The organism is Pseudomonas sp. MSSRFD41 (assembly GCF_014230245.1).
In the GTDB taxonomy this organism is placed as follows: Bacteria; Pseudomonadota; Gammaproteobacteria; order Pseudomonadales; family Pseudomonadaceae; genus Aquipseudomonas; species Aquipseudomonas piscis.
This window is the reverse complement of the sequence record NZ_JACKZK010000010.1, coordinates 137,812-153,967: the sequence shown is the minus strand read 5'-3', so window position 1 is coordinate 153,967 and position 16,156 is coordinate 137,812. Positions and strand designations below refer to the sequence as shown.

Below are 16,156 nucleotides of genomic sequence, written 5' to 3'. Positions count from 1 at the left end.
ACGGGCACGAAAACTTGCCGAACATCGAGCCCACAACATGATCGAAGCCCGGCTCCCTTTCGTAGCGTCGCTAGGACTTCATCAGCAGCGCAGCGGCCTTCATCACTTGCTCCGGGGTCAGGCTTTCCTGCCTCATTGCCTTGACCAGGGAGGCATTGGCAGACAGCAAGCCACCGTTGAGAGTGGCCAGGGCCGCTTGCAGGCCACCGACCTTGATCCTGGCTTCTTCGGGGCTCAAGCGCTTGTCGGCCATGGCCGCCTGCAGCTCGGCGGTCTTCTCTGAAATTTGTTGTTGCAATTTCCTGATCATCTTGAGGATTTGCTGAATGGTCTGGGGCAAGCCACTTTCCTCGATGTCGCTGTCGTCCCCGGCAGCCTTGGAGGATTTCTTCAGCCCGGCCCCGGACAGCGACACTTTGACGCCCTCCCGCGATGACGGTTCGGCAACTAACGGAGAAATCCTTAGTTCTTCGTCATCAGCGGTTTTCGAGGACTCTGAAAACAGCTGCAAGTTATTGCTGCCATTAGTAATACCGCCAACGGAGGACATAACCGCGCATCTCCAAGTTGCTTCTGTTAACAGGCTATCGACCCATTAAAGGATTGCTTTACGACGGATCATCAACACGGCACGGACTGGCCGGAACCTCCTCCCGTGAGTTACCCTTACGGCTTATGTGTGCTTTCCCACAAGGATTCTAGAATGTCCGAGCCAGTTAAACTGCGCGCTCATAACCAGGCCCATTGCAAGGACTGCAGCCTGGCACCTCTCTGCCTGCCACTTTCTCTGAATCTGGAAGACATGGACGCGCTGGACGAAATCGTCAAACGTGGCCGCCCATTGAAAAAAGGCGAATTCCTGTTCCGTCAGGGTGATGGCTTCGACTCGGTCTATGCCGTCCGCTCGGGAGCCCTGAAAACCTTCAGCCTCAGCGACAGCGGCGAAGAACAGATCACCGGCTTCCACCTGCCCAGCGAGCTGGTAGGGTTGTCCGGCATGGATACCGAGAGCCATCCGGTTTCGGCACAGGCCCTGGAAACCACCTCGGTGTGCGAGATCCCCTTCGAGCGCCTGGACGAACTGGCCTTGCAGCTGCCACAACTGCGTCGCCAGTTGATGCGGGTCATGAGCCGCGAGATCCGCGACGACCAGCAGATGATGCTGCTGCTGTCGAAAAAGACCGCTGACGAGCGCATCGCCACCTTCCTGGTGAACCTGTCGGCGCGCTTCCGTGCCAGGGGGTTTTCCGCCAACCAGTTCCGCCTGAGCATGTCGCGCAACGAAATCGGCAACTATCTGGGCCTGGCGGTGGAAACCGTGTCCCGGGTGTTCACCCGCTTCCAGCAGAACGAACTGATTGCCGCCGAAGGCAAGGAAGTCCACATCCTCGACCCGATCCAGCTCTGCGCCCTGGCCGGCGGCTCGGTGGACGCCTGATCCACAGGCGCTGCGACTGAGCCAAGCGGCTCGGTCGCGGGTATACTGGCGCGGCTTATTTCGCCCGCCAGGACACCTGCAGATGGCCTTCGATTCCTTCGACATCAAATCCCTGATCCGCCCCGTCATCGACTTCCCGAAGCCGGGCGTGATCTTCCGCGACATCACCCCCCTGTTCCAGTCTCCACGGGCCCTGCGCCTGGTGGCCGACAGTTTCGCCCAGCGCTATGTCGAAGAAGACTTCAGCCACATCGGCGCCATGGACGCCCGGGGCTTCCTGATCGGTTCGATCATTGCCTACCAGCTGAACAAACCGCTGATCCTGTTTCGCAAGCAAGGCAAACTGCCAGCGGACGTATTGGCCGAGGGCTACCAGACCGAATACGGCGAAGCCTTCCTCGAAGTCCATGCCGACAGCCTGTGCGAGGGCGACTCGGTGCTGATGTTCGATGACCTGATCGCCACCGGCGGCACGCTGATCGCCGCTGCCAACCTGATACGGCGCATGGGCGCGAAGATCCATGAAGCCGCAGCCATCATCGACCTGCCGGAGCTTGGTGGATCGCAAAAGCTCCAGGACATGGGCATCCCGACCTTCTGCCTGACCCAGTTCTCCCTGACCGAACGCTGACCAGGGGTGCCATCGCAGCCCCGGGACGACTATAGCCCCATCTGCTTGCTGATGATTTCGTTCATCACCTCACGGGTACCACCGCCGATGGACAGGATGCGATTGTCGCGATACAGGCGCTCCACCAGGCTTTCGCGCATGTAGCCCAGGCCACCGAGGATCTGTACCGCGTCGTAGGTGACGCGATCGGCAGTGTCGGTGGCGAAGTTCTTGGCCATGGAGATTTCCTTGATCACGCTCTGGCCGGCGGCCATCTTGGCCGCCTGGCGGTAGGTGAACTCCCGGGACACCTCCACAGCCGTGGCCATTTCCGCCAGCCGATGCTTGATCACTTGGAACTTGGCCACCGGCTTGCCGAACGCCTCGCGTTCGCGTGCCCATTTCAGGCTCTCTTCCACGGCCATCTGCGCAGTCATGTTGGCCATTAACGCCAGGGCCAGGCGTTCGCTCTGGAAGTTGCCCATGATGCAGGCGAACCCCATGTTCTCGACACCGATCAGGTTGCCCACCGGCACCCGGCAGTCCTCGAAGAACAGCTCGGCGGTATCGGACGCCCACCACCCCATCTTCTTCAACTGCCGGCCCACAGTGAAGCCGGGCGTGCCCTTCTCGATCAACAGCAGGCTGATACCGCCATAACCTGGCTCGCCGGTACGCACGGCCACGGTGTAGAAATCGGCGCGCACACCACTGGTAATGAACGTCTTGCTGCCGCTGACCCGATAATGATCGCCGTCGCGCACTGCGCGGGTCTGCAGGCTGGCCACGTCGGAACCGCCGCCGGGCTCGGTCACCGCCAGGGCGCAGATTTTCTCTCCGGACAGCACCAGGGGCGCCACACGCTCGCGAACCTCGGGACGCGCCCACTTGACGATGGGCGGCAAGCCGATATCCAGCGAGCCCAATCCCGCCACCAGGCCACCAGAACCGCTGCGCATCAACTCTTCGCTGGCGGCGACCTTGGCGAACAGGTCGCCTTCGTGACTGCCCCCCAGGGCTTCCGGATAACCGATACCGAGGATGCCAGCCGCGCCGGCCTTGAGATACAACTCTCGGGGAAAGCTCTCGGCCTCCTCCCACTGCTCGATTTCGGGGAGGATCTCGCGCTCGACGAAACGTCGCACGCTGTCACGGATCAGTTGGTGGCTGGGATCGAAGTATTCCTGGCAGACAGACATCGGCAAGCTCCTCTGAAGGGTCGAAGGAACTTACCAAGCGCTTGCTTGGTTTTCAAGGGAGCGCAAAGATCCGTCCGCCGGCAGACGGATCGGGTTACAGGGTGATGGGTTTGCGTCCGGCGAAGGAATGGGCCAGGGTGCCGCCGTCCACCAGCTCCAGCTCGCCCCCCAAGGGCACACCATGGGCGATCCGCGAAGTGATCAGGCCCTTGTCGGTCAACAGCTGGGCGATGTAGTGGGCGGTGGCTTCGCCCTCCACCGTGGGGTTGGTGGCCAGGATGACCTCGCTGAAGGTGCCCTGCTCTTCGATCCGCGCCAGCAATTGCGGAATGCCGATGGCTTCCGGCCCCAGGCCGTCCAGGGGCGACAGGTGCCCCTTGAGCACGAAATAGCGACCGCGATAGCCAGTCTGCTCCACCGCGTAGACATCCATCGGCCCCTCGACTACGCACAGCAGGCTGTCATCGCGACGCGGATCGGCGCACTGCGGGCAGAGTTCGTCTTCGGTCAGGGTCCGGCACTGGCGGCAATGCCCCACCCCATCCATGGCCTGGCTCAGGGCCTGGGCCAGGCGCAGACCGCCGCTGCGATCACGCTCGAGCAGCTGCAGGGCCATGCGCTGGGCGGTTTTCTGCCCCACCCCGGGCAAGGTGCGCAGGGCATCGATCAGTTGGCGAATCAGGGGGCTGAAGCTCATGGGCAAGGGTCCGACAAAACGACGAGACGCGGTTTATACCCGCGCCCCGGGATAGCGTCAAATGCTCCCGTCGGTGGCGACCTTGACCACCAGCTTGCCGAAGTTGCGCCCTTCCAGCAGGCCGATGAACGCCTGCGGCGCCTGCTCCAGGCCTTCGACCACATCCTCCCTGAACTTGACCTTGCCCTCGCGCACCCAGGGCGCCATGGCCTTGATGAACTCCGGCTGGCGATCACCGTAGTCGTCGAACACGATGAACCCCTGGATCCGCACCCGCTTGGTCAGCAGGCTGCGTTGCAGCAACGGCAGGCGATCCGGCCCCGCCGGCAGCTCCTGGGCGTTGTACTGGGCAATCAGGCCACACAAGGGGATGCGCGCCTTGGCATTGAGCAACGGCAGCACCGCATCGAACACCTTGCCGCCGACGTTCTCGAAATAGATATCCACGCCCTTAAAGCACGCCTGGGCCAGTTCGTCGGCGAACTCCGGGCTCTTGTGATCGATACAGGCATCGAATCCCAGTTCCTCCACCGCGTAGCGGCATTTGTCGGCCCCACCGGCGATTCCCACCACGCGCAGGCCCTTGAGCTTGGCCACCTGTCCCACCACCGAACCCACCGCCCCGGATGCCGCGGCCACCACCAGGGTCTCCCCGGCCTTGGGCTGGCCGATGTCCATCAAGCCCATGTACGCGGTCATGCCAGGCATGCCCAGCACACCCAGGGCCATGGACGGGCTGGGCAAGCCCGCCGGCACTGGCACCAGGTTGCGCCCATCGCTGATGCAGTGGCTCTGCCAGCCGGTGGCGCCCACCACCAGATCGCCTTCCTGGAACTTGGGATTCAGCGAACGCTCGACCCGGCTCACCGCGCCTCCGGTCATGACTTCATCGATTTCCACCGGCGCCGCGTAGGATGGCGCATCGCTCATGCGCCCACGCATATAAGGGTCCAGGGACAGGTACAGGGTCTTGAGCAGCACCTGGCCGTCCGCCAGCTCCGGCAGCGCCACCCGCTCCAGGCGAAAGTTCTCCGGAACCGGCGCGCCCTGGGGGCGCGACACCAGTACCACACGCTGATTGAGGGTCATTGTTTGCGGCATCCCAGACACTCCGTTATCGATGAATGGACAAGACTGTATAGGGTGCAGACCATGGCCAGGCACCGGTGTTCGATGTTTCTGCCCCTGGCCGCAGCTTCACACAGGGCGTTTCGGCCCCCGCCGGGCCAATCGATGGGCAAAAAAATGCCAGGCTCCGGGCCTGGCATTGTTCGTTGCAATCCGATACGCCGCAGCGAATCAGAAAGGCAGCTTCATGCCCGGAGGCAGCTGCATGCCGGCGGTCATGCCGGACATCTTTTCCTGGCTGTTGGCTTCGATCTTGCGCACGGCGTCGTTCACCGCGGCGGCGAACAGGTCTTCCAGCACTTCGCGATCGTCGTCGCTGACGCCTTCGAGCAGGCTTGGATCGATGCTCACGCGCTTGATGTCATGACGACCGGTCATGACCACGCTGACCATATCGCCACCAGCCTTGCCGGTGACTTCGGCGTTGGCCAGTTCTTCCTGCATCTTGGCCATCTTTTCCTGCATCTGCTGCGCCTGCTTCATCAGGCCGGCCATGCCACCTTTCATCATGGTAATTACCTCAAGTATGGTGATGAGAACGGCGCCCGGCCCTTGGCCGGCGCCCTTTAAGTTAAATGCTCAACCCTGCGCGGCCGGGGCCTCGACAGGTTCAATGGTATCGTGGCGCACCACCGCACCGAACTCCTGGACCATCCGCTGGATGAACGGATCGCCATGAATCGATTCCTCCGCCTCGCGCTGACGGTCGGCGCGACGCCGGGACGCGGCCTGGGCCGGGGTTTCCTGCTCGGGCTTGATCAGTTCGATGTTCAGCGTCAGCGTACGCCCGTGGTACTGGTTCAGTGCCTCGTTGAGGCGGCGCTGCTGGGTGGCGTTGAACAGCGCGCTATGGGCCGGGTCCAGGTGCAGCAGCCACTGGTCACCGTCCACCGCGATCAGGGTGCAGTTGGCGGCAATACTGCCAGTCATCCCGGAAATAGGAAGCTTCGGAAACAGTTCCAGCCACTCCAGGGCCAGGCCGGTGGCCGGCATGGCGGCCGGCTCCGGCTCGGGTTCCGGGGCTGGCTCGGCGGTGTGCTCGCTGGCCAGTTCATCGAGGTAGCTGTAGGCCGAATCCATGTCCGGCTCGATGTAGTCCTCGTCCAGCGGCGGCTCGTCGTCCAGGTCGATCCCCGGGGTCGCGGCATCCACCTCGGCCACGCTCGGCTCGGGCATCGGCGCACTGGCCCACTCCGGGACGTCCGGCACCACGCTGTCCGGCACCGGGGTCAGGACGGCTGGCAGCTCCGGTGGTTCGGCGATGACATCCAGCATCGGCTCCACGGCCGGCTGTTGCTCCAGCGGCGGCTCCACCGGGTCGTTCCACGGCAGGTCGACCACCTCTTCGGCCTGTACCGGCTCAGGTTCAGGCTCGGCTTCGACCGGGGCCGGGGTCGGCTCGGGTGCTGGCGCAGGTATTGGCGTTGGCGCAGCGGCCGGATCGGCTACCGGCTGCGCAGCAGGAGAGGCGGCAGGGGCCGAAGCGAGCGGCACACTGGCCACAGGCGCGGCAACGGACTCGACCGCTGCTGGCGCCGCCACGGCTTGGGCGGAATCAACTGTGGCCTGGCTGATCCCCACTGGCTTTAGCGATTGTCTCGGTGCATCCGCGGTATCGGCCGGCCGGAAGGCCAGCATCCGCAGCAGGACCATTTCAAAACCGCCACGCGGGTCCGGCGCCAAGGGCAGGTCGCGCCGGCCAATCAGGCCCATCTGGTAATAGAACTGTACATCTTCGGCCGGCAGGGCCCGGGCCAGGGCCAGCACTCGCTCGCGATCGCCGTGACCGTTGTCGACGCCCTCGGGCAGCGCCTGGGCGATGGCCACCCGGTGCAGCACGTTGAGGATCTCCGAGAGCACGCCGTTCCAGTCCGGCCCCTGCTCCGCGAGGTGGCGTACCGCCTCCAGCAGAGCCTTGGCATCGCCCTCGATCAGCCCATGGAGCACATCGTAGACCTGGCCGTGATCGAGGGTGCCGAGCATGGCCCGGACATCGGCGGCCATGACCTTGCCCTCGCCAAAGGCGATGGCCTGGTCGGTGAGGCTCATGGCGTCGCGCATCGATCCGTCGGCGGCGCGTCCCAGCAGCCACAGGGCATCATCCTCGAACGGCACGTTCTCCACACCCAGCACATGGCTCAGGTGCTCGACCACCCGCTCGGGGGTCATGTTCTTCAGGGAGAACTGCAGGCAGCGGGACAGGATGGTCGCCGGCAGCTTCTGCGGATCGGTGGTCGCCAGGATGAACTTGACGTAGGGCGGCGGCTCCTCGAGGGTCTTGAGCAGGGCGTTGAACGAGTGACTGGAGAGCATGTGCACTTCGTCGATCAGGTAGACCTTGAAGCGCCCGCGGCTCGGGGCATACTGCACGTTGTCCAGCAGTTCGCGGGTGTCCTCCACCTTGGTCCGGCTCGCGGCATCGATCTCGATCAGGTCGACGAAGCGCCCTTCGTCGATCTCGGTGCACACCGAACAGGTGCCGCACGGCGTGGAAGTGATGCCCGTTTCACAATTCAGGCATTTGGCAATGATCCGCGCGATGGTGGTCTTGCCCACCCCGCGCGTACCGGTAAACAGGTAGGCATGGTGCAGCCGCTGGCTGTCCAAGGCATTGATCAGAGCCTTGAGCACATGGGTCTGGCCGACCATTTCGCGGAACGAGCGCGGACGCCATTTACGTGCAAGAACCTGATAACTCATCGAAAACCGTCGCAACTGGAAAGCGGAAGCCGGTAATGCTAGCGGAGCAAGGGCGAAATTGCATCCGGCGCGCTCGTCTAATCTGTCTAAGCTGCCTTCTGCCAAGGCTTGCCCGCTCGCCGACACCCGGAGACTCTATGCGCTGGATCCCAGGCGCCCTGCTTCTGCTCTGCGGCAACCTGCATGCCACGGAACCGCCCCTGCGCTTCGTCGTCGCCGACAGCTGGGCCATGCCGGCCATCGCACTGGAGGACGACCGCCCCAGCGGCGGCATTCTCTACGACACCATGGACAGCCTGGCCCGGCACCTGGGCCTGCGCGCCGAATTCCATGTCCTGGCCCGGGCCCGGGTACAAAAGGCCATGGCCCAGGGCGAAGTCGACGTGCGCTGCTACGCCGCCCCGGCCTGGCTGCCGGTTCCGTCCGCCGACTACCTGTGGAGCGCTCCGCTGTTCCGTCAGCGCAACTTGCTGGTGAGCACCAGCCCGGTACCCGCCGTCATCAAGCTCGACGACCTGCCGCGCCAGCACATCGGCACGGTCCTGAGCTATACCTATGCTCCCTTGCAGCCACTGTTCGACGCCAACCTGCTGATTCGCGATGACGCGCGCAACGAGCAGCAGGTATTGCAGAAGCTGGTGGTGGGCCGCTACCGCTACGCCATCGCCAGCCAGTGGACCCTGGACTGGTTCAACAAGACCCAGGCCAGCGACAACCCGCTGCATGGGGTCGCCCTGGTGCAGGACCAGGCCGTGGGTTGTTATGTGCGCAATGATCCGGCCGTACCGGGCGAAGAGATCCTGGGTACCCTGCGGCAAATGAAGGAATCCGGCGAAATCGATGCCATCGTCCAGCGCTACGTCGACTCCACCCCGCCCGCGCAAGCCTCGGCCACGCCCTGAGAACCGACGCGCCAGGCTGGCGGCGGCAGATAGCGATGGGCCCACTCCAGCACGGCGCCCGCCGGCATCGGCGCGGCGATGAAGTCGCCCATGGCCACCTCGCAGCCCAGGGCCATCAGGCGCTCGCCATGGGCCAGGCTTTCCAGGCCCTCGGCCACCACCTGGCGGCCAAACGCCTGGGCCAACCCCACCAGGGCCTGGACCAGCGCCTGGTCGTCCTGGTCGTGGAGCATGTCGCGCACGAACAACCGGTCGATCTTGATGGTCTGGGTCCGCAGGTGCTTGAGATAGCTCAGGGACGAATGCCCGGTGCCGAAGTCGCCCAGGGAGAACTGCACGCCAAAACCCTGGCAGGCATCCAGGCAATCGCTGACCTTGCGGATGTTATCGATGGCCACCGACTCGACGATTTCCAGGTCCAGCAAGGCTGGAGAAACGTCCGGATAACGATCGAGCATGCCCTTGAGCCGCTCGACGAAATCCGCCCGCTGGAAATGCCGGGCGGCGACATTCAGGCTGACCGGCCACTGCTGCCCGGCGGCCTGCCAGGATTGCAACTGGTCCATCACGCCATCCATGACCCATTCGCCGATATCGACGATCAAGTCGGTCTCTTCCACCTGGGGCAGGAACTCGTGGGCCGCCAGCAATCCGCGCTGCGGATGCTGCCAGCGCAACATGGCCTCCAGGCCCACCACGGTCCCACTGCGCATGTTCACCTTGGGCTGGAAGAACAACCGCAACTGCCCGCCGTCCAGGGCCTGGCGTACCTGCTCGACGGTCTGGTAGGTGACCATCACCTCGCGATCGCGCAATACATCGAACAGGTGGAAGCGGTTGCGGCCGCTCTGCTTGGCCACGTACATGGCCTGATCGGCATGGCGCAGCAGGGTGTCGGCATCCTGGTTGTCGGCGGGAAACAGGGTCACGCCGATACTGGCGAAGACATTGATGTCCTTGCCCTGGATCGAATACGGCTGGGAAATGGTGGCCAGCACCCGTTGCAACGCGGCGCGCAACTCCAGCATGTCGCGCACGTAACGCAGGATCAGCACGAACTCGTCGCCCCCCAGGCGCGCCACCACGTCTTCGCCACGGATGATCGAGCGCAGCCGCGCGGCCACCTCCACCAGCAGCAGGTCGCCACAGGCATGGCCATAACCGTCGTTGACCGCCTTGAAGCCATCCAGATCGAGCATGCATACCGCCAGTGGAATCTCTTCCTGGCGCGAGAATTCCAGGGCCTGGTGCAGCCGGTCGGAGAGGAACGCGCGATTGGGCAGCCCAGTGAGCACGTCATGCCCGACCCGCCATTGCAGTGAATGCAGGAGCTGGCGTTTTTCGCTGACATCGAAACGAATCGACACATAGCGCACCACGCGCCCCGAACGCTGGTCCACCAGCGGCACCATGGTGCTGTCGACCCAGTACAGGCTGCCGTCCTTGGCGCGGTTGCAGATCTCGCCCTTCCAAACCTGGCCCCGGGTGATGGTGCGCCACAGCTCGGCGAAGAACTCCGGAGCATGCAGCCCGGAACTGAGCATGCTGTGGTCGGCGCCGATCAGCTCTTCACGGCTGTAGCCCGAGATGTGGCAGAACAGATCGTTGACATAGGTGATGCGCCCGGCCAGGTCGGTTTCGGAAAAAATGGCGGCGGCATCGACGGCCCTGCGGTATTTCTCATCCATGAGTCGAACTCACTGTCGCTAGCGGTTGAACCGCTCGACCAGGGCATGCAGCCCGCAAGAGATGTTTTCCAGCTCGGCGCCGCGAAGAACCCCGGCGCTGGCGTTCTCGGCAGTGCGCTGCACCGTGGCGGCGACACTGTTGATCTGTTCCGACACCGATTCGGCTACATGGGACTGCTCCTGGGAAGCGGCAGCCATCTGCTGGCTCATATCGGTGATGCGCTCGACCGCGGCGCCGATGCCTAACAAGGCCTGCTGCGCCTGCAATACCTGCCGCACCCCCTGCTCGGCTTCCTCGATCCCCAGGCTGGCGATCTGCACCGCCTCGTCGGCCCCGGCCCTCAGGCTGTGGATGATGCCCTGGATCTGTTCGGTGGACTCCCGAGTCTTGCCGGCCAAGGCCCGCACCTCATCGGCCACCACGGCAAACCCGCGTCCTTGTTCACCGGCCCTTGCGGCCTCGATGGCCGCATTCAAGGCCAGCAGGTTGGTCTGGTCGGCGATTGCCTGGATCATGCTCGCCGCCACCATGATGTCCTGGGTCTGCCCGGCCAGGTCGCCCACCGCCTGGTTGATCTGGGTGACCGTGCGCGCCAGCACCTGGATGGCATCACGGGAAGTGCCCGCCACCTCGCTGCCCTGCTGTGCCAGCAGGTTGGCGGTATGGGCTTCGCTGGCGGTGTGCTGCACATGTTCGGCGACTTCGGTGATCGAGGCGGCCATCTGGGTCATCGCGGCGGCGGTCATGTCGGTTTCCGCCCGCTGCTCCAGAAGAGCCGTCTCGGTACGACTGGACAACTGGCTGGAGTCGGCCGCCGCTTCCGCCATTTGCCGGGCCAGGTCGCTGAGGCGGGTCAAGGCGGTTTTCAATCGAGCCTCCTCGCTGACCAGGATCATCTGCAGTTGCGCTGCCGGGCCAAGGGATTCGCTATAGGCCAGGGCGCAGATCGGATCGGCGAAGGTGTTGGGCGTGCTGCTGACGATCTCCTTGAGTTGTCGTCCCAGGTGGCGCTGGGCCAACAGGCCGACGCCGAGGAAGCCGGCCAGCGTCAGGCCCTGGGCCGCCAGGGTCGGCAGCCAGTTGAATGCCGCCAGGCAGGCCGTGGCGACGGCCATGGGCAGCAATAAAGGCCGGGCGCCAGCCTCCAGGTGCCGCCACGCCGGGACCGGTGACTTGTCGGCGCGCAGCCTTGCATACAGGGCTTCGGCGCGGCGCACTTGCTCCCGGGTCGGCTTGACCCGCACCGACTCATACCCCACCAGTCGCCCGTCCTCGAGGATCGGCGTGACATAAGCGCTGACCCAATAGAAGTTGCCGTTCTTGCAGCGGTTCTTCACCACCCCCATCCAGCTGCGCCCGGCCTTGAGATAGCGCCACATGGATTCGAACACCGCAGCCGGCATATCCGGATGTCGTACCAGGTTGTGAGTGCTGCCGATCAGTTCGCCCTGGCTGAAGCCACTCATGGCGGCGAACTCGGCATTGCAGTACGTAATGTGACTGCTGGTATCGGTGGCGGATATGAGCCGCTGCTGGTCGGGAAAGGTCTGCTCGATAGAGTTGACCGGCAAATTGAGACGCACTTTAGAACTCCATAGACAGCCTGCAATCAATAGTTGCCAGAGTCGGCATTAATTGATTGGCGATTACTTTCCTGGCGGTACAACTCAATCGGAAGATACGCCCTGATTGCAGCCGTACAGCGGGTTTGCGCCGCGGTTGACCGTCGGTTCGACATAGATCAACTAGGATCAGGTAAGGCGTCAGATGGAGGCGGCGGACGAAGTGTTGGCGGGATTACGAGACGTTCGAGCCTCTGCCAAGTCCTGGGTTTAGGTGAACAAGGGAAATGCAATGATTTCTTGTTTCATAAACCTGCCTTCTGAAACTAGATCACCAAATACCTGTCCGAGGCGCCGATTCTACGAAATACATCACATTTTGCAAAGCAAGGTGATGAAACATGGTGTTGTCTAATGCCAATATTTATCGTTAAGTTCTTGATTCTAAATGGGAATTGAGCGATGCAAATTTCAAGTTTGGGTGCAGCCATCAAGCGCTATCGAAAGGTAGCGGGGCTTACTCAGGCTGAACTAGGTGAAAAAACCGGTTTTGACCCCAAAACCATCAGCCGCTTCGAAACCGGCACCTACACCCCCAGCGTTGAAGCTCTATTTCTATTGGCCGAAGTACTGGGAGTGAAGCTGAAAGCCTTCTTCGCCGATCTGGGTGATGAAGACGAACAGCGGGCTTATTTGTTCGGTGTCATTCACAAAGCCACCCCGAAGGATCTGGGAAAGCTGATAGCAGCGGTAGACCAGGCCTTGTCCAAGCCTTGAGCCCCGCAATCAATCAAGAGAGGCCTGCTCGCCCCCCCTTGCGAGCGGGCCTCTTTTTCACCTTGCGACTCCTGACAGGAACTGACGGCCCCGGCGCATAAGCTGCCGCTGCAATCCAGTCCTCCAGGAGTCATGATGATCACCAACACCTATTTTTTGCTCTACGTGGATAGCCCCATTGACAGCGCGGACTTCTACAGCCGCCTGCTGGACAAGCCGCCGGCGCAGGCTTCGACGGATTTCGCCCTGTTCATCCTCGACTCGGGAATCAAGCTCGGACTCTGGTCCCGGCAGGCCGTCAAGCCCGAATCCCAGGCGTGCGCGGGCGGTGGCGAACTGGGTTGGGCCGTGGACAGCCGCGAAGCGGTGGATGAACTGCATCGTCACTGGCAGGCGCTGGGCATCACCATCGTCCAGGAGCCGACCGAGACGGGTTTCGGCTACACCCTGCTCGCCCTCGACCCCGACGGGCACCGCCTGCGAGTGCTGTACCTCACCGCGAACTGACCTCTTATTTCCCAGGGGCGCAATCGTCGCCCTTGGACCGTCCTTCGCCACTCATCGGAAATAAATGGAAACATTGCATTGAGCAGCAAGCGGCTCATCGTTATCCTTGCGCGCCTATTACTTGTCACAAAATGTAAGGGAATACGATGAAGTACCTGCGTCACCTCATGGCCATGGTCGTGCTCTGCGCCACCCCATTCTTCGCCAACGCTGCCGACACGCCCGACACCAAGGACGCCGAACCCCAGACTGCCGAACAGTTTCTCGCCTCGCTCTCGCCACGCCACGGCAACATCAAGCTACCTGGCGACATCGCCAGCCTCGATCTGAGCAAGGAGTTCTACTACCTCACTCCCAAGGACACCGAGAAGCTGCTCACCGAAGGCTGGGGCAACCCGCCTGGCTTCACCACCCTGGGCATGATCGTGCCCAGTGACGTCAGCCCGCTGGCCGCCGAAGGCTGGGGCGTGATCATCAGCTACAAGAACGACGGCCACATCTCCGACGAAGACGCAGCGAAGATCGACTACCAGGACCTGCTCAAAGAAATGCAGGCCGCGGACGAGGAAGACAACAAAGAGCGCAAGGAGCAAGGCTACGGCGCCATCCATCTGCTGGGCTGGGCCGAGCAGCCAAGCTATGACGCGCAATCGCACAAGATGTACTGGGCCCGCGAGCTCAAGGCCGAAGGCGCCGAGCACAACACCCTGAACTACAGCATCCGCGTGCTGGGTCGTGAAGGCGTGCTGGAGCTCAATGCGGTCGCCTCCATGCAAGACCTGCCCACCATCAAGCGCGAGATTCCCAAGGTGCTGGCCTTCACCAACTTCACCGACGGTAACCGCTACGCCGACTACAACCCGAGCACCGACAAGCTGGCCACCTATGGCCTGGCAGCCTTGGTGGCCGGCGGTATTGCCAGCAAGGCCGGACTGTTCGCCAAGCTCGGGGTCCTGCTCCTGGCCGGCAAGAAGTTCATCGTCATCGGCGTGCTTGCTGTCGTCGCCTTCATCGGCCGACTGTTCAAGAAGAAAAGCTGATCCACTGCATAAGGCCCCGTCAAACCGGGGCCTTGTCGTTCATGGCCCGCGCACTGGCGCTCTTGCTCCAGCGCCCCTCCAACTGCATCGCCATCACACTCCCCAGCACCACCGCCGCCCCCAACAGCACCCCGGAGCGCAGCGTCTCGCCCAGGACGATCGCGGCCAGCAGCATGGCCACCGGCGGGATCAGGTACATGGCGATCGACGCCCGGCTGACCTCGACCCGCGCCAGCACATAGGCCCAGGCCAGGTAAGCCAGTGCGCTGGGAAACAACCCGAGCAACAGCACCGCCAGGTTCACCCGCAAGGGCGCCTGGACAACGGCCTGGGTCAGGCCCGGGGTGTACACCGCCAACAGCAAGGTCCCGCCCCAGACCATGTAGCACGTTGTGGTCAAGAGCCCGTAGCGCCCGGAAAAGCGCCGCTGCAGCACGAAATACAGCCCCCAGGAAAAAGCCGCCAGCAGCACCAGCAAGCCCTGCGGCTGGATCGAACCCAGGCCGCGATCACCAGCCACCACCAGCAATGCACCCACCAGGCCCAGCGCCACACAGCCCCAGCACCAGGCACTGACCGGCTCCCTGAGCCAGAAAAACGCGATCAGGGTGCTGAAGATCGGGGCCGCTTGCGCCAGCACGCTGGATGCGCCAGCGCTCAAACCCTGCTGCCCGTAGTTGAGGCTGACGTGATGCAGGGCGATGGCGAAGAATCCCAGCACCAGTAACCAGGGCATGTCGCGCCAGCGCGGCAGGGAAATACCCGCAACCAGTGCCATGCCGACCATGAATACCGAAGCGATGAGAAAGCGCAGCAACGCCAGGTGCCCGGGACTGTAGCCCTCAAGGCCGATATGGATACCCACCGGCGAATAGGCCCAGCACAAGATGACCATGGCCGTAGCCAGAACCAGTTTCAGCGAGGGCGAGATCTTCACGAGGCAAACTTCCAGGCAAGGTAGGGAGTTGCAGTGTCGCGCCCTCGAAAGCTCACAACAATTGATCAATACTGAGCCCATTACTCACGAGAAATGAACGATGGAACTGGCTCAATTGAAGATGGTGCAAGCCGTGGCCCGCTTCGGCAGCATCGCCCGCGCGGCCGAGCAGTTGCACTGCGTGCCGTCCAATATCACCAACCGCCTCAAGCAGCTGGAAAACGAACTGGGCACCCCCTTGTTCACCCGCATCGGGCGCGGCCTGAGGATCAGCCCGGCCGGGGAAATCTTCCTCGGCTACAGCGAGCGCATCCTCGCCCTGGTGGACGAGGCCCGACGCGCGGTCGACAGCCAGGCCGAACCCAGCGGCCCGCTGCGCCTGGGTTCGATCGAGTCCTGCGCCGGCGGCCGCTTACCACCGCTATTGGCCGAATATCACCGGCGCTACCCACACGTCAGCGTGGAACTGGTCACTGGCACTTGGTCGCAACTCTTCGAAGCATTGCGCCACCAGCGTATCGACGGCGCCCTGGTGGCCATCGATACGCTGCCGGCGAAACTGCAACAGACCGTGCTCTACCACGAACCCCTGGTGCTGATTTCCAGTGCCGGCAGCGCACCGATCCACAGCGCCAGCGACCTGCAGGGCCAGCACTTGTTCATGTGGCCAGCCGGTTGCCCCTATCGCCGCGCCCTGGAGAACTGGCTCGGCAAGCACGGCCTGAACCTGCCGATCACTGGCTATGCCAGCTGGGGCACCATCATCGGCTGCGTCAGTGCGGGCGTGGGGGTGTCGCTGATCCCCGAAGGGGTACTGGATCGTTATGCGCAGTCCTCGACCCTGACCGTGCAGCGCTTCGATGACCTGGCGCCGGTAGACAACCGTTTTGTCTGGCACCAGGACGTGCAGCAGCACCGCGCCCGGGATGCCTTCGCCCAGTTGCTGCGCGAGAAACTCGGCGCATGAGCG

16 protein-coding genes and 1 pseudogene are annotated in these 16,156 nt (G+C 63.2%); 7 read left to right on the top strand and 10 right to left on the bottom strand.

Translation table 11 applies throughout. The features are described 5' to 3' along the window. Positions 1–70: 70 nt before the first annotated feature. Positions 71–415, bottom strand: coding sequence for a hypothetical protein (locus H7A76_RS17215; protein ID WP_260498001.1), 345 nt, complete (start codon positions 413–415; stop codon positions 71–73). A 288-nt stretch (positions 416–703) separates the two neighbouring features. Here H7A76_RS17215 and fnr point away from each other — a divergent pair, with 288 nt between their 5' ends. Both fnr and H7A76_RS17205 read left to right on the top strand, forming a co-directional pair. Further along, on the top strand, positions 704–1,438 hold the full coding sequence (fnr, locus tag H7A76_RS17210) for a fumarate/nitrate reduction transcriptional regulator Fnr (protein WP_022643317.1): 735 nt from the start codon (positions 704–706) through the stop codon (positions 1,436–1,438). A gap of 82 nt (positions 1,439–1,520) precedes the next feature. Continuing rightward, entirely contained in the window at positions 1,521–2,069 is a 549-nt protein-coding gene (locus H7A76_RS17205) for an adenine phosphoribosyltransferase (protein ID WP_185699610.1), read from the top strand. A 29-nt stretch (positions 2,070–2,098) separates the two neighbouring features. Here the strand turns inward: H7A76_RS17205 and H7A76_RS17200 are convergent, their stop codons facing one another. The 5 genes from H7A76_RS17200 to dnaX form a co-directional block, all read right to left on the bottom strand. Then, positions 2,099–3,247 (bottom strand): acyl-CoA dehydrogenase family protein, encoded by a 1,149-nt coding sequence (locus tag H7A76_RS17200; protein WP_185699609.1) that lies wholly within the window; start codon positions 3,245–3,247, stop codon positions 2,099–2,101. A 94-nt stretch (positions 3,248–3,341) separates the two neighbouring features. Beyond that, the gene (gene recR, locus H7A76_RS17195) at positions 3,342–3,944 is read right to left on the bottom strand and encodes a recombination mediator RecR (RefSeq protein ID WP_185699608.1); all 603 of its coding nucleotides are present in this window, start codon (positions 3,942–3,944) and stop codon (positions 3,342–3,344) included. Between the two features lie 57 nt (positions 3,945–4,001). Beyond that, positions 4,002–5,045, bottom strand: a complete 1,044-nt coding sequence (locus tag H7A76_RS17190; protein WP_185699607.1) for an NADP-dependent oxidoreductase — start codon at positions 5,043–5,045, stop codon at positions 4,002–4,004. Positions 5,046–5,243: 198 nt separating this feature from the next. Next, the gene (locus tag H7A76_RS17185) at positions 5,244–5,582 is read right to left on the bottom strand and encodes a YbaB/EbfC family nucleoid-associated protein (RefSeq protein ID WP_031321305.1); all 339 of its coding nucleotides are present in this window, start codon (positions 5,580–5,582) and stop codon (positions 5,244–5,246) included. Positions 5,583–5,651: 69 nt separating this feature from the next. Further along, positions 5,652–7,772: a DNA polymerase III subunit gamma/tau gene (gene dnaX, locus H7A76_RS17180; RefSeq protein WP_185699606.1), complete on the bottom strand. Its 2,121-nt coding sequence runs from the start codon at positions 7,770–7,772 to the stop codon at positions 5,652–5,654. 137 nt (positions 7,773–7,909) lie between these two features. On the opposite strand from dnaX, the gene H7A76_RS17175 reads away from it, so the two are divergent. Continuing rightward, positions 7,910–8,674 carry an ABC transporter substrate-binding protein gene (locus tag H7A76_RS17175; protein WP_185699605.1) on the top strand — a complete coding sequence of 255 codons (765 nt, stop codon included), beginning with the start codon at positions 7,910–7,912 and terminating at the stop codon, positions 8,672–8,674. Here the strand turns inward: H7A76_RS17175 and H7A76_RS17170 are convergent. From H7A76_RS17170 to H7A76_RS32830, 3 genes and pseudogenes are all read right to left on the bottom strand, one after another. Further along, a complete protein-coding gene (locus H7A76_RS17170; protein WP_185699604.1) occupies positions 8,629–10,362 on the bottom strand; it encodes a putative bifunctional diguanylate cyclase/phosphodiesterase in 1,734 nt (577 codons plus the stop codon). The genes H7A76_RS17175 and H7A76_RS17170 overlap by 46 nt on opposite strands. A gap of 18 nt (positions 10,363–10,380) precedes the next feature. Then, complete coding sequence (locus H7A76_RS17165) at positions 10,381–11,478, bottom strand: methyl-accepting chemotaxis protein (RefSeq protein WP_409519191.1); 1,098 nt, start codon at positions 11,476–11,478, stop codon at positions 10,381–10,383. A 186-nt stretch (positions 11,479–11,664) separates the two neighbouring features. Then, positions 11,665–11,946, bottom strand: a pseudogene (locus H7A76_RS32830) (PAS domain-containing protein); the annotation flags it as partial. A 441-nt stretch (positions 11,947–12,387) separates the two neighbouring features. On the opposite strand from H7A76_RS32830, the gene H7A76_RS17160 reads away from it, so the two are divergent. From H7A76_RS17160 to H7A76_RS17150, 3 genes are all read left to right on the top strand, one after another. After that, positions 12,388–12,702 (top strand): helix-turn-helix domain-containing protein, encoded by a 315-nt coding sequence (locus tag H7A76_RS17160; RefSeq protein ID WP_185699602.1) that lies wholly within the window; start codon positions 12,388–12,390, stop codon positions 12,700–12,702. Positions 12,703–12,837: 135 nt separating this feature from the next. Then, positions 12,838–13,209, top strand: coding sequence for a VOC family protein (locus H7A76_RS17155; RefSeq protein WP_185699601.1), 372 nt, complete (start codon positions 12,838–12,840; stop codon positions 13,207–13,209). 146 nt (positions 13,210–13,355) lie between these two features. Beyond that, the gene (locus H7A76_RS17150) at positions 13,356–14,249 is read left to right on the top strand and encodes a DUF2167 domain-containing protein (protein ID WP_185699600.1); all 894 of its coding nucleotides are present in this window, start codon (positions 13,356–13,358) and stop codon (positions 14,247–14,249) included. 19 nt (positions 14,250–14,268) lie between these two features. On the opposite strand, the gene H7A76_RS17145 is transcribed toward H7A76_RS17150, so the two are convergent. Next, positions 14,269–15,186 (bottom strand): DMT family transporter, encoded by a 918-nt coding sequence (locus H7A76_RS17145; RefSeq protein ID WP_312026259.1) that lies wholly within the window; start codon positions 15,184–15,186, stop codon positions 14,269–14,271. 100 nt (positions 15,187–15,286) lie between these two features. On the opposite strand from H7A76_RS17145, the gene H7A76_RS17140 reads away from it, so the two are divergent. Further along, positions 15,287–16,153 (top strand): LysR family transcriptional regulator, encoded by an 867-nt coding sequence (locus tag H7A76_RS17140; RefSeq protein ID WP_185699598.1) that lies wholly within the window; start codon positions 15,287–15,289, stop codon positions 16,151–16,153. Positions 16,154–16,156: the final 3 nt, after the last annotated feature.